This is a genomic window from Thioprofundum lithotrophicum (genome assembly GCF_055387065.1).
In genome coordinates this window covers 1,227,781-1,240,545 of sequence record NZ_AP042379.1, presented here as the reverse complement: position 1 = coordinate 1,240,545, position 12,765 = coordinate 1,227,781, and the positions used below count along the sequence as shown (strand labels likewise).

Genomic DNA, 12,765 nt, shown 5'->3' with positions numbered 1-12,765 from the left:
ATGAGCAAGGAACAGGTCTGGGTCGTGGACGACGACCGCTCGATCCGCTGGGTGCTGGAGAAGGCCTTCCGCCAGGCCGACATGGCCGTGCGCAGCTTCGAAGATGCCGAGTCGGTGCTCGACGCCCTGCACCGCGAACAGCCGGACACCATCATCAGCGACATTCGCATGCCCGGCATCGACGGGCTGGAACTGCTGGAACGGATCCATGCCGCCCATGCGGATCTGCCCGTGATCATCATCACCGCCCACTCGGATCTCGACGCTGCCGTCTCCGCCTACCAGGGCGGCGCCTTCGAATACCTGCCCAAGCCCTTCGACGTGGACGAGGCGGTGGAACTGGCGCGGCGCGCCATCAAGCACCACCGCGAGCTGCACCGCGCACCGGAGAGCGCCGAGCAGGTGTCGATGGAGATCATCGGCGAGGCGCCCTCCATGCAGGAGGTGTTTCGCGCCATCGGCCGCCTCTCGCGCTCCAACATCACCGTGCTCATCAACGGCGAATCGGGCACCGGCAAGGAGCTGGTGGCCCACGCCCTGCACCGCCACAGTCCGCGGGCCGGCAAGCCCTTCATCGCCCTCAACATGGCCGCGATTCCCCGGGATCTGCTGGAATCGGAACTCTTCGGCCACGAGAAGGGCGCCTTCACCGGCGCCAACAGCACCCGCCAGGGCCGCTTCGAGCAGGCCGACGGCGGCACCCTGTTCCTCGACGAAATCGGCGACATGCCCGCCGAGCTGCAGACCCGCCTGCTGCGGGTGCTGGCCTCCGGCGAGTTCTACCGGGTGGGCGGCCACCAGCCCATCAAGGTGGACGTGCGGATCATCGCCGCCACCCACCAGAACCTGGAAGAACGGGTCGCCGCCGGCGAGTTTCGCGAGGATCTGTTCCACCGCCTCAACGTGATCCGGATCCACCTCCCCGCCCTGCGCGAGCGGCGCGAGGACATCCCCCTGCTGGCCCGCCACTTCCTGCGCCGCGCCGCCGAGGAACTGGACACCGATCCCAAGACCCTCGATGCCGAGACCGCCGAATACCTCTCCCGCCTCGACTGGCCCGGCAACGTCCGCCAGCTCGAGAACACCTGCCGCTGGCTCACGGTCATGGCGCCGGGCCAGACCATCCACCTCGACGACCTCCCCCCCGAGCTGGCGCAGGACGGCAGCCGCCAGCGCCCGGCCGGCGACTGGGTCGAAGCCCTCCAGCAGTGGGCCGCCCGCCAGCTCGCCGGCGGCGAAACCGAACTCCTCGACAAGGCCCTCCCCGCCTTCGAGAAGACCCTGATCCGCACCGCCCTGCAACAGGCCGGCGGCCGCCGCCAGGACGCCGCCCGCCTCCTCGGCTGGGGCCGCAACACCCTCACCCGCAAGATCAGGGAACTGGGCCTGGACGACGTCTGAGGTTCAATCGCGAATCGAGGTGTGGCGGCTTTCCCCCACTTGCCTTGGCGGCATAATGCAGGCAAAGTGAGTGTGGAAACAGCCGTGCTGCCGAGCAGAGAAAAGGAGTCTGGTTGTCTTGGCTGATATTGCGCGCACGGGCAGGCCCCGTGGTTCCGTTCTCGAGCGTCCCCGTCTCACCGGCGCCATCCGCGGCGCGTTCCGGCAGTTTCCGGTGGTTGCCCTGTGCGCGCCGGCCGGCATGGGCAAGTCGATCCTCGCCCGGCAGTATGCGGATTCGGAGGAACGGCCGGTTGCCTGGTGGCGCATGCCGCAATCCCCCGACGATCCCGCCCGGCTGGCCTGGGCCTGGTTGCGATCGCTTCACGCCATGGTGCCGGATGCCGTCATCCGCCGCTGCGAGGCCGAGCTGGCCGATGCCCAGGGCGACACCGAAGCCCTGTTGCGCCGCCTGCGGGACATCGTGGCGCGCCTCGGCGAGCTGTTCCCCGAAGGCTGGCTGCTGGTGCTGGACGATCTGCACCACGCGCGTGGCCGCCGGGCCGCCCTGCGCTTCGTCGCCGTCATGGTGGAGGCACTGCCCCCGCGGGCCATGCTGATCGTCACCAGCCGTATCGACCTGGCGGCGCTGAACGTGCCCTGGCGCACGAAGGCGCAGGAATTCGATGAAGCCGCCCTGCGCTTCTCAGACGCGGAAGTGCACGCCTGGTTTCGCCTGGCCCGTGGCCAGCACCTGTCAGCCGAACGCCTTGCGGCCCTGCAGGAGAAACTTCACGGCTGGCCGCTGGCCCTGGCGATGCTCTCCCACGCAGGTCGGGATCCGCTGGCACGACTCGATCGCGCCGATTCCATCGAACAGCTCGCCACGGAGATCTTCGGCAAGCTCTTCGAGAGTCTTCCGCCAGGGCTGCAGGGCAGGCTGCCGGGTCTGGCGCTGGTGGACGAATTCACGCCGGCGGAGGCCGGCCGGCAGATCGCCTGGCCACACTGGCAGGCGGAACTGGAAACGCTGGCGCAGGCCGGCGTGGCCCGGCGTTGCGCGGAAGGCAACGATCGGAACACGCCCTGGAGTCTGCATCCCCTGTTTGCAACCTGGCTCGCCAGCCGGCTGGACGCCGGGGACCGGGAGGCCAGAAGGGCGGCCTGCGTGCTGGCGGGTCACTGCCTGGCCGCGCAGGGCGACGGTCTCATGGCCGCGCAGCGTTTCCTGGAGGCGGAGCAGGCCGAGCTGGCTGCGCGCACGCTGCTCGAAGCGGGCATGCGCGAGCTGCGGCGTGGCCGTTATCAGGCCATCCTCGAGGTCACTTCCCGGCTTCCCGAACCGCTGCTGCGTTCCAGTGCCTGGCTGTTGCTGCTGCACGGATCGGCACAGCTGGAAATGTCGCGGGCCGAGAGCGACAGGTGGCTTCAGGCCGCCGAGGCGCAGTTCCGGCGCGAAGAGAATCCCCATGGCGAGTTGCTGGCCCTGGTCCAGCGCGTCCATTACCACGGCCTGTTGCTGGGCCAGCCGCTGGCGAGCCTGCGCCTGCTCGAGCGGGCAGAGGCGCTTTACGCACGGCAGGGGTCCGCGATGGAGCCCTATGCCCTGGCCAAGATCGACGCCTATCTCGGTATCGCCAACCTGATGATACGGGCCGAACACGATGTCGCGCGTCGGCACCTCCTGCGCGCCCTGGGCGTGGCCGAGCAGGCGGGCATGGTCAATGTCGCCGTGCGACTGCGCTACTTCCTGGCGCTGCAGAAGATGATGCTCGGCCAGTACGCCGTGGTGCAGGACGACCTGGAACGGCTCTGGCGGGATCTGGCCAGCCCCTTCGTCACCGCGTCCACGCGCCAGATGGCGCTGGCGGCCTTCCTGAACTGGTACCAGCTGCAGGGGGAATACCGCACGCTCCTCGCCTGGCTCGACAGGGCGGCCGCCCAGGCGCCCCGGGAGGGCGAGGCGGTGATGGCCTTCATCGTCAAGTGGCGCGCCGAAGCCCTGGACGCCCTCGGCCGATCTTCCGATGCCTGTGCCCTGTTGCAGGAAGCCCTGAACCACCCGCTCGTCGCAAAATCGGAACTCCTGCGCGGTTTGCTGCTGGACAGGCTGGCCATCGCCCGGCTGCACAACGGAAACCGCGAACAGGGCATGGAAACCGCCCGCAAGGCCTGCCGCCTTCACCTGCGGGTGGGCGATCCGCACCAGGCCGGCTACAACCACATCAGTCACGCGGTGGCCTGCCTGCTGACCGGAGACGGGGAGACCGCATCGGCGCTGCTCGAAGAGGCCGTGACCCTTGCCGAGCGGATTGCCAAACCCCAGGTCCTGGCAGCGGGGCGCCTGTATCAGGCCCTGCTGGCCCTGGACCGGGGAGATCGCGCGGCCGCGCAACGGTGCTTCGAGGCCTTTGCCGAGCTGATCGAGCGCCACGGCATGCGTGCCTGCGCCGACTGGCAAAACGACCTGCTCCTGCCCCTGTTCGAACGGGCGGTCACGGAGGGATGGGCGCCGTCCGTGACGCGCCGCCTGCTGGCCAGCCACTGGGACATGGCCGTCGAGGAGGGGCAGATCCGCCGTCGCCTGCATCTCGATCTGCTCGGCGGCGTGCGCCTGGGTTTTGGAGAGACGGCAAGCCTGTCGGGTGACGCCTTCACCGCCCGCGAACGGCAGATCCTGATCCTGCTGGCAATGACGCCCAGACACGTCCTGCCGGTGAACGAAATCCTGGCCAGTCTGTGGCCGGATTCCCCGGAGGACAAGGCCCGGCGCGCCCTCGACACGACCCTGGCACGGCTGCGAACGAAACTGCGCAAGTCGCTCGGCGCCGACGCCGCCGGGCATGTGCCGCTGCGCAACGGCATCCTCTCCCTGCAGGCGGTCATCCTGGATGCGGATGAGTTTGCCGAAAGGATCCGCACCGGCCTCGAAGCGGCGCGCAACGGCCATGCCTGGCGCGCCACCGAATCCCTCGAGGCAGGTCTTGCCCGCTACCACGGCCCCTTCGCGGCAGACGAACAGGCCCTGTCCGACATCGACGCCCACCGCGCCGGCCTGGCCGAGCTTCACGCCGGGGGCGCCTGCACCCTCGCCGATCTCCTCGAGGCCGCCGGCAGGCCCGACGAAGCCATGCACCACCTCGACACCGCCCTCCGCCTCCAGCCCCGCTCCCCGGCAATCCTCCGCGCCCTCTACCGCCGCTGCTGCGACCGCGGCCTCACGGCCCGCGCCGAATCCCTCCTGCGCCACGCCAGCAACGTGTTGGGCGTAGATCTCCATTCCGAATGACACGCAACCGAACCGCCGGATCACCCCGCTGACGCCATCGTTCCCGACCGGTTTTCGACCCTTGGACCGGACGGCGTTTTGCGATGACAACGATATTTCTTTTGTTATAGGAGGCATTGCAGACCGGCGGTGTAAGAATTTTGTATGAAAGTAATTTGCCAGCCTGAAGTAAAACCAGCAGTCTTTGCCGAGATGTTGCGAAACATCGTATTTCGACAGCCTGTGGCTCTGACTGTTCGTACTACAAAGGCCACGTGAGATTTTCAACGTTATGTATGAGGGCTATAAAATGCTCAAAGATAAGATGAACGAAATTGGCAAGGGGCTGTTTGCAGTCTTTGGCATCACTGCGGTTTTTGTTCTCGCAGCGTGCGGTGGTGGCTCGCAATCTGTGAATACAGATTCTAAACAGGCGATTAAATATGCAGCGGTCAATGAACAAATAGGGGTATCGGACTCGCGGCTGTCAAATATTTATTGGGTAGATGGAAAAAAAGAACTTGTTGGGATACTCGAAAAAAAAGAACCGAATACTGGTGAATTTAAGATCAATGGAATTGGTCATATGACTGAAGGAGGTGATTACGTTGAATATCTGTTTGACTCAAGTGGAAGGGTTGTAACGATAAAAGGCCATGATGGATCCAGAATCAACCTAACTTACCAATCAGACAGTGATGTTCAAATCGAGATTGTGGATTCAAGAAACAACGTTCTTGTTTCCGCAACGTCCCAGCTAGACCCAAAAGTCCTGATTGAAATTCAAGGCTTATTTAAACAATTGAATCAAAATTCGTCACCTACTGTTAGTGGTCAAGGAAATGGACTATTGGTTGCCGCTACGAATAATAATGCTGTTTATACAACATGGGATTTGTGGGCCATGCAAATGGCCGGCCTTGTATTGAATGGCGTAGGCTGTGTTGCCTCCGTCGCTGCTGTCTCAACTGGAGTGCTTTCTCCTCTTGGGGTTATGGGTGCAGCTTATTCATGCACCTCATTCATGACGACGGCAGCAGCATTGAGCACTGGATCAGAAAAACTTGAGCTTGTTTCAAATATTATGAATTCCGCAGGATGTGCTTTTGATAAAACCGGAGCGTCATGTCTGGCGAGTCTTTCAGATCAAGTTTATCTTTCTGCTGGAGATATAATAAATGTGAGCGCAGTAGCAACTTCTTCAGGTGTGGTAATGTTGAATTGGGAAGGATCGGTGGAACGTTATCGGATATATTATTCAGTTTATCCTGATGAGACAGCCTCAACGCTGCTGGCCGATAATATATATGGTGCAGGTTATCTGCATGTCAGTCTTGATCCTGGCAAAAAATATTTTTACAAAATCAAGGCAATTGGTCCGCAAGGTCAGGATTTGTCTGGCATTACAAAGGTTGTGAATGTAACTGTGCCAGCTTCTGCTGTTCCTCCAGCATCAGCTTCGATATCTGACGCTTTTGTGTTAGAGGTATATACTGGCGCTACAGTGGATCTTGGGTTGGTAGAGCAAGGCCTTCAGCAAGCAGTTTATCCACTTGGCTCGACAGTAACGGTTGCTAACGGTATTGCTTCTTGGTCGTGGAATGCTGAATCATTGTTTTCAAGGCCCGGTTTTTTTGATGTGCGTTTCGGTGAGGCCCTGGATCTATCCATAGAAGCAAGTATTAGTGCTGATGGTGTGATGAGGTTCGTCACGAAAGATCCGCACCCTGAACACCATCTTGCTATATTGACAGCGGGTTCTGGGGCATGGAATTATCATGCTCTGCCTATCGGGACATTATTGCCGCCTGGTGAATATGATTTCTCGCCTGAGCATTGGCTTGTTACAAAAAGCTTTGCACGGAGAGGTTTGCTCGCATGGTTTGCTGTTCAATTATATTCTGGTCTGTATGCTTCAGGTGCGATTTTGTCTGGTCCTGTAAATACTGCGGATCTGTGGAAGGTTGACTGGCAATTTTATAATGGTTTCAATGAGCAATTGACGGTCATGAATTCCTATCTATGGCATCATCAGATGGACTATGCATGGTATAATGAATATCTAAGGCCGATTCATGAGTTGGCCAACAGGCTCTGGTCACCCATCGCTAAAACACCAGATCAGAATGCAACATTGTCAAGGGCATTCGATGTGGATTATCTAAATGCATCGTCAATTGCTGTCTCTATGTATGTTGGTGGGGATAATGGAAATATCTCAAATGCTAGGGTGATTGGTATTAGTGGGTATCCTGGTTTTTTTGAATCAACAAGTGGATGGGAACTTGATTGTGTTGTAGGTTCTGCCTCGTGCAGTGTTTCTACAACAGGAGTCAGCGATTCGCTACACGTTACCGTTTTTGGTCAATACCCGGATAGAGTCGAAATGGATTTGTCGACAACATGGTCTGTTACTCAAGCAAGTGTGGGGATTGCTGTATTTGGGGATGTTTCAAGTCGCAACAATGAAGAGACGCCGCAGCCTGGAGATGACGCTAACCCATTGCCTATGAAATGGGTTGTTCCAGCTGGTGGGCTTGTAAATTGATGGAATCGCGAGGAAAACTTTATTGAAAAATGCCAAAGCGTGATGCGCTCTGACCTTGATGATAACTCTGCGTGGCATGGGCCACGCAGAGTTTCATGTTACAGATATATGTGCTAAAAGTTACTCCACACAAGGCCAAGGAGTCATGCCCTGCGAAAGCTATTCTTTGACGAACATGCAATTCACTCAAAATTGGTTCCTGCGCAGTGTAAGTCTCGCGAAAGTTTAAGTCATGTGTTTACCCTCGTGTTCCCTACTCCGACCCTGAACGAAACCATGCAGAATCGTCTCCCGGTGCCCGAACGGTTTCCATGAGGGGGCGATTACATTGGGCATGTCGGAGCGCCGGAGCAGGGTGGCGGGGGCGAGGGTGAATTCGCCGTAGCGGGCGTTGATGGCGTCCATCACGGCGTTGCCGGGGCCATGGGCAGGGGTGTCGAAGAGGCCGAGCTGGCCGTCGGCGGGGCGGGGATCGAGGGCGCGGATCTGCACCTGGAAGATGCCCTGGCCGCGCCACTGGTCGTGCAGCAGGCGGCGGGCGAGGCGGTAGATCCGCCGGCCGTCGTCGGTGGGCGCTTCGCTGCGGTAGTGATCGGCCAGCCAGCTGTCGCGGGTGGCCAGGCCGATGAAGAAGGTCTGTGCCAGCATGGCGTGGCGGCGCAGGCGCGCGCCCACCTTCTCGCTCATGTGCAGCAGAAACACCCGCAGCACCCGCGGATCGCGGGTGTCCGGCGGCATCACCTTGCCGTGACCGATGCTCTTCGGCGGCGGCACGTCGGTGCGCACCGGCTCGCTGTCGAGCCCCTGGCACATCAGCCAGACCCGCCGCCCCGGATTGCCGAAGCGCCGCGCCAGTTCGCCGATGGGCAGGCGGGCCATGTCGCCACAGGTGATCACGCCACGGGCGGCGAGGAAGTCGCCGATTCCCCTGTTGATGCCGCACAATTCGGTCACTGGCACCTCGCGCAGCGCGGCCCGGGCCTCCCAGGGCGGAATCACCGTGAAGCCGTCGGGCTTGCGCAGCTTGGCGGCGTACTTGGCGGTGGTCTTGTCGCCGGAGAGCCCCACCGAGCAGGGCACGCCGGAGGCGGCCATGGCCGCCGCCTTGAGCAGCCGGGCGATGCGCTCCGGCGGGCCGTGCAGTTTCTGGCAGCGGGTCACGTCCACGAAGGCCTCGTCCACCGAGAAGATCTCCACGTCGGGACACACGTCGTGCAGGGCCTGCATGATGGCGCGGGACACCTCGGCATAGCGCTCGGGCCGGGCCGGGCGCTGGATCAGATCCGGGCAGCGTTCCAGGGCCTCGCGCAGGCGCATGCCGGTATGCACCCCGTGCGCCCGTGCCTCGTAGGAGCAGGTGATGATGCAGGTGCCGGTGGTGCCGTTGGTGATGGCCACGGGCCGGCCGCGCAGGTTCGGATCGTCGCGCTGCTCGATGCCGGCGAAGAAGGCGTTCATGTCCAGGAGCACGATGGCACGTTTCCAGAAACGGGACGGACTCATGGGTTCAGGGGAATGTATGGTTGGTGAGTACTCGCATCGAAGAAAGGAGGCCGAACTGTCGTTCTCCTTACGTTCTCCATAATAGAGAACCTTGAGAGAACGATCAAGCCGCTTGTGGCTCGCCGGTTTTGGCGCGATGATGGCCGTCAATGACGGAACTGGACTTCTATCTCGCCCAGCTTTCGCCGGTGCTCGCGGTGCTGGTGACCGTGCTGCACCTCACCGGGCTGGTGATGGCGGTGGTGGCCCTGCTCAATGCGCGCACCCCCCAGGGGGCCATCGCCTGGTCGCTGTTCCTGGTGATGTTTCCGGTGCTGGGGCTGCCGGTGTATTTCGTCTTCGGCGAGCGCAAGTTCGTCGGCTACGTGCGCGCCCGCCGGGCCGGGCGCCAGCCCCTGCAGGCGCTGGCCCGGTCGGTGGCGGCGCGGCACCTGCCGGCGCTGAAGGCGGAGTTCCGCGGCCGGGCGCGGGATCTGTCGGTATTCGAGGAACTGGCGGCCATGCCCTTCACCGTGGGCAACCGGGGCCGGCTGCTGATCGACGGCGAGGCGACCTTCGAAGCCATCTTCGCCGGCATCGCAGCGGCGCAGGACTACCTGCTGGTGCAGTTCTATATCGTTCACGACGACGAAATCGGCCGTGAACTGCAGGCGCGGCTGATCACCCGGGCGCAGGCCGGGGTGCGGATCCACTTCATGTACGATGCCATCGGCAGTTTCGATCTGCCCGAGGCCTACCTGGCCCGTCTGCGCCAGGCGGGCATCGCAGTGCAGGCCTTTCACGGCCGCACCCGGCGTCATCCCCACCGCTATCAGCTCAACTTCCGCAATCACCGCAAGATCGTGGTGGCCGACGGCCTGTCCGCCTGGGTGGGCGGCCACAACGTGGGCGACGAATACCTGGGCCGGGATCCCGACCTCAGCCCCTGGCGCGACACCCACGTGGAAATCCACGGCCCTGCCGTGCTGGGGATCCAGCTCGCCTTCCTGGAGGACTGGCATGCCATGACCGGAGAGATCCCGGCGCTGGCCTGGGACGTGGCGCCCCGGCCGGAGAACCAGCGGGTGTTGGTGCTGCCCAGCGGTCCGGCCGACGATCTGGAGACCTGCGGCCTGATGTTCACCGAGATCATCCACATGGCCCGCAAGCGCCTGTGGATCGTCAGCCCCTACTTCGTGCCCGACGACACCATCGTCAGCGCCCTGCAACTCGCCGCCCTGCGCGGGGTGGACGTGCGCCTGATGATTCCCGAGAAGGCCGATCACCGCCTGGTGTACATGGCGAGCTTCGCCTACCTGGAGGAAACCCTGCCGGTGGGGATCCGGATCTTCCGCTATCGCCGGGGCTTCCTGCACCAGAAGGTGTTCCTGATGGACGACACCCTGGCCGGCGTGGGCACGGCGAATCTCGACAACCGCTCGATCCGCCTCAACTTCGAGATCTTCCTGCTGTTCGCCGACGCCGCCTTCGTGCGCGACACGCAGGCCATGCTGGAGGCGGATTTCCGCCAGTGCCGCGAACTCGACATGCGCGAATTCGAACATCGCCCCTGGCTCTTCCGCCTCGGCGCCCGGGTGGCAAGGCTGTTTGCGCCCGTGTTGTGAGTGGCGGGTAGCCGTCCCGTCCATGCAGGCCGGCTCAAGCGCAGCGGAGCCGGCATGGCAGCCCGGGATGTTTGTCATGGTTTTATGTGAGCATGGAGCCCTGGAGGTTGGGGGACGCGTTTCGTGACCGTCGGCCGCAGGGATGCGGCCGTCGCGCCTACAGGGACGTATTCACGGCGTGTCACGAAACGCGTCCCCCAACCTCCAGGGCGTGCCTGATGTTGGATCAATGGCCAAGGGCGTTCGGGAACTGGCAGAAGCGAACCGCCTGTTCGTTACCGTAATCCTTGTCCTACACCGCTTTCCGCACGCGCCGACAGGCAGCGGGCGTGCCGTGATCTATGCTGGAATCGAAGGAATGACGGAAAAGACAGGGAAAGAGGAGGAACAGGCATGACAGGCAAAGACAGCCAGCCGGAACGCAATCCCCCCTATCCGCCGTTTCGGTCGGATCGGTTTCATTGCGAGAACGGGCAGTGGTACTTCGCCGTGCGGCGCGGCCCCGATCAGGGCCCCTTCGCCAGCCGGGCGGAGGCGGAAGCCGCGCTGGAGCGGTTTCTGACCGAGCAGCTCGAGGTCCAGCGGCAACGCCGTGAGCGCCGCTTCGGCCGTCACCCCGCCCTGGCCACGCGCTGGTGAGCCGGGGCGGCGATCATTTCCCCCCGAGCAGCGCCTCGCGCAGATCCGCATCGGCCGGTGCCTCGCCCAGCCACACCGCCAGCAGTGCCCGGTTGAAGTCGGCCCCCTCGATGGTGCCGGCCAGCCTGCCGTTGATCCAGACCTGCGTTCCGTGGTCCGGCAGGTAGTCGAGATCGATCACGTCGCCCCGTTTCACGTCCGGAAACAGCCCATTGAAGCGATCCAGCCGGGCGCGCAGCCCGGCCAGGGCCGCTTCCGGCTGATTGGCCTCGAAACCCTCGTTCCAGCCCCTGATCAGCTTCTCCCGCGCCACCTCGTCGTAGAGAAAGACCATCCTCACCCGCTTCGGCCCCGCCGCGGCGAACACGCCTTCGGGCGTGGACACCGGCCCGGGCAGATACAGCGCGCCCACGTAGATCTTGAAGAAGAACTTGCGCCGCACCCCGGCCCCGTTGAGCACCAGCGGCGTGGCGTCGCCGCGCAGCGTGACTGTTTCGGGCAACGCAACCCCGGCCACCTCCCGCGCCTGTGACGGCAGAGCGAGCAGCAAGGCGAACAGCAGCGGCAAGCGGCGAATCATGGCGATCCCCTCCGTATGATGGTGGTGACGGCTTGTGGATTACCCACTGTGGGTACTATACTGCTCGTTATGGGTAATTTGTCAACAGCCAGGCACTCACGGTCAACACGCCGCAAGGGGGCCGCAGACAACCCTGCGCCCATGAGTCTGGCTGATGCCCTGTTTACCAAGACCCAGCAACGGGTCCTGGCACTGTTGTTCGGCGAGCCCGGGCGCAGTTTCTACACCTCCGAGCTGATCGACCGCATCGGCGCCGGTTCCGGCGCCGTCCAGCGCGAACTCAGGCGCCTTGCCGAGAGCGGCCTGGTGACCGTCAAGCGCATCGGCAATCAGAAGCACTACCAGGCAAACCCTGAATCACCGGTGTTCAGGGAGCTGTGCGGCCTGGTGAGAAAGACCGTGGGCCTGGCCGAACCGATCCGCGAATCCCTGGAGCCGTTGGCAGACCGCATCCGGTTTGCCACGATCTATGGCTCTGTCGCCAGGGGAGTGGATACGGCCGCCAGTGACATCGATCTGCTGATCGTTGCCGATGGTGTCACATTGGAGGAGGTGTACCATGTGCTTGCGCCCGTGGAGGAAGCCCTGGGCCGCAAGATCAACCCCACTCTGTATACATTGAACGAATTCGAAGACCGGAAAGAGCGCGGCAACCCGTTTCTTTGCCGTGTGCTGTCGGGTGACCATATCGTGCTGACAGGAGCCGAAAATGGGTGACCAGCAGCTCGAAAACCTGGTCCGTATCGGTCAGCTCAAGACCGAGCCGCCGGCAGAAGCTGAAATTCAGGGCCTGGTACATTCAGGCCTGCGTCGGCTGGACGACGCGGAACGTCCGGAACTCAGTCTCGAAAGCCGTTTCGATCTGGCCTACAACGCGGCCCATGCCCTGGCGCTTGCAGCGTTGCGACTTCGGGGCTTTCGTTCGGAGTCCCGTTACCTGGTGTTCCAGTGTCTCCGGCATACGGTGGATCTGCCTGTTGAGCAGTGGCGCGTGCTCGATCAGGCTCACCGCAAGCGCAACCTGGCCGAATACGAAGGGTATATGGATGTGGACGAACAACTGGTCGCTGCCACCTTGCGTGTCGCTCGTCAGGTGGCAGCGTGGGTCAAGGCGCTTGCCGGTGATTGAGCGGCCCAATTGATGTGACAGGTTTGTCCCTGACAGGCTGTCGAAAAACGGTGTTTTTCAACTGCCTGTCAACACCCCTGCTGTCCGGGCGATCCTTTCCTGTCCGGTCAATGC

At 62.5% G+C, this 12,765-nt stretch carries 9 protein-coding genes; 7 read left to right on the top strand and 2 right to left on the bottom strand.

Features of this window, described 5'->3' with window-relative positions; all coding sequences use genetic code 11:
* The 3 genes from ntrC (at position 1) to ACZ5BH_RS05875 (ending at position 7,196) form a co-directional block, all read left to right on the top strand.
* The gene (gene ntrC, locus ACZ5BH_RS05885; protein WP_464890984.1) at positions 1 to 1,401 is read left to right on the top strand and encodes a nitrogen regulation protein NR(I); all 1,401 of its coding nucleotides are present in this window, start codon (positions 1 to 3) and stop codon (positions 1,399 to 1,401) included.
* A 118-nt stretch (positions 1,402 to 1,519) separates the two neighbouring features.
* A complete protein-coding gene (locus ACZ5BH_RS05880) occupies positions 1,520 to 4,669 on the top strand; it encodes a winged helix-turn-helix domain-containing protein (RefSeq protein ID WP_464890983.1) in 3,150 nt (1,049 codons plus the stop codon).
* Positions 4,670 to 4,958: 289 nt separating this feature from the next.
* Positions 4,959 to 7,196, top strand: a complete 2,238-nt coding sequence (locus tag ACZ5BH_RS05875) for a hypothetical protein (RefSeq protein ID WP_464890982.1) — start codon at positions 4,959 to 4,961, stop codon at positions 7,194 to 7,196.
* Between the two features lie 225 nt (positions 7,197 to 7,421).
* Here the strand turns inward: ACZ5BH_RS05875 and ACZ5BH_RS05870 are convergent, their stop codons facing one another.
* On the bottom strand, positions 7,422 to 8,699 hold the full coding sequence (locus ACZ5BH_RS05870) for a DNA polymerase Y family protein (protein WP_464890981.1): 1,278 nt from the start codon (positions 8,697 to 8,699) through the stop codon (positions 7,422 to 7,424).
* A gap of 149 nt (positions 8,700 to 8,848) precedes the next feature.
* Between ACZ5BH_RS05870 and cls the strand changes: the two genes are divergently transcribed.
* Together cls and ACZ5BH_RS05860 are read left to right on the top strand one after the other, a co-directional pair.
* Positions 8,849 to 10,303, top strand: coding sequence for a cardiolipin synthase (gene cls, locus ACZ5BH_RS05865; RefSeq protein WP_464890980.1), 1,455 nt, complete (start codon positions 8,849 to 8,851; stop codon positions 10,301 to 10,303).
* A gap of 393 nt (positions 10,304 to 10,696) precedes the next feature.
* Positions 10,697 to 10,942: a DUF6316 family protein gene (locus ACZ5BH_RS05860; protein WP_464890979.1), complete on the top strand. Its 246-nt coding sequence runs from the start codon at positions 10,697 to 10,699 to the stop codon at positions 10,940 to 10,942.
* A 13-nt stretch (positions 10,943 to 10,955) separates the two neighbouring features.
* Here ACZ5BH_RS05860 and ACZ5BH_RS05855 read toward each other — a convergent pair whose 3' ends face one another.
* Positions 10,956 to 11,522: a chalcone isomerase family protein gene (locus tag ACZ5BH_RS05855; RefSeq protein ID WP_464890978.1), complete on the bottom strand. Its 567-nt coding sequence runs from the start codon at positions 11,520 to 11,522 to the stop codon at positions 10,956 to 10,958.
* A gap of 141 nt (positions 11,523 to 11,663) precedes the next feature.
* Between ACZ5BH_RS05855 and ACZ5BH_RS05850 the strand changes: the two genes are divergently transcribed.
* On the top strand, positions 11,664 to 12,239 hold the full coding sequence (locus ACZ5BH_RS05850) for a nucleotidyltransferase domain-containing protein (protein WP_464890977.1): 576 nt from the start codon (positions 11,664 to 11,666) through the stop codon (positions 12,237 to 12,239).
* Positions 12,232 to 12,651 (top strand): hypothetical protein, encoded by a 420-nt coding sequence (locus tag ACZ5BH_RS05845; protein ID WP_464890976.1) that lies wholly within the window; start codon positions 12,232 to 12,234, stop codon positions 12,649 to 12,651. The genes ACZ5BH_RS05850 and ACZ5BH_RS05845 overlap by 8 nt, the downstream gene beginning before the upstream one ends.
* Positions 12,652 to 12,765 lie beyond the last annotated feature (114 nt).

What these genes read in the sequence shown, in the direction of transcription:
- ntrC (WP_464890984.1), top strand. Translation starts at nt 1, where the DNA reads ATGAGCAAGGAACAGGTCTGGGTCGTGGACGACGACCGCTCGATCCGC.
- ACZ5BH_RS05875 (WP_464890982.1), top strand. Translation starts at nt 4,959, where the DNA reads ATGCTCAAAGATAAGATGAACGAAATTGGCAAGGGGCTGTTTGCAGTC.
- ACZ5BH_RS05870 (WP_464890981.1), bottom strand. Translation starts at nt 8,699, where the DNA reads ATGAGTCCGTCCCGTTTCTGGAAACGTGCCATCGTGCTCCTGGACATG.
- cls (WP_464890980.1), top strand. Translation starts at nt 8,849, where the DNA reads ATGACGGAACTGGACTTCTATCTCGCCCAGCTTTCGCCGGTGCTCGCG.
- ACZ5BH_RS05860 (WP_464890979.1), top strand. Translation starts at nt 10,697, where the DNA reads ATGACAGGCAAAGACAGCCAGCCGGAACGCAATCCCCCCTATCCGCCG.
- ACZ5BH_RS05855 (WP_464890978.1), bottom strand. Translation starts at nt 11,522, where the DNA reads ATGATTCGCCGCTTGCCGCTGCTGTTCGCCTTGCTGCTCGCTCTGCCG.
- ACZ5BH_RS05850 (WP_464890977.1), top strand. Translation starts at nt 11,664, where the DNA reads ATGAGTCTGGCTGATGCCCTGTTTACCAAGACCCAGCAACGGGTCCTG.
- ACZ5BH_RS05845 (WP_464890976.1), top strand. Translation starts at nt 12,232, where the DNA reads ATGGGTGACCAGCAGCTCGAAAACCTGGTCCGTATCGGTCAGCTCAAG.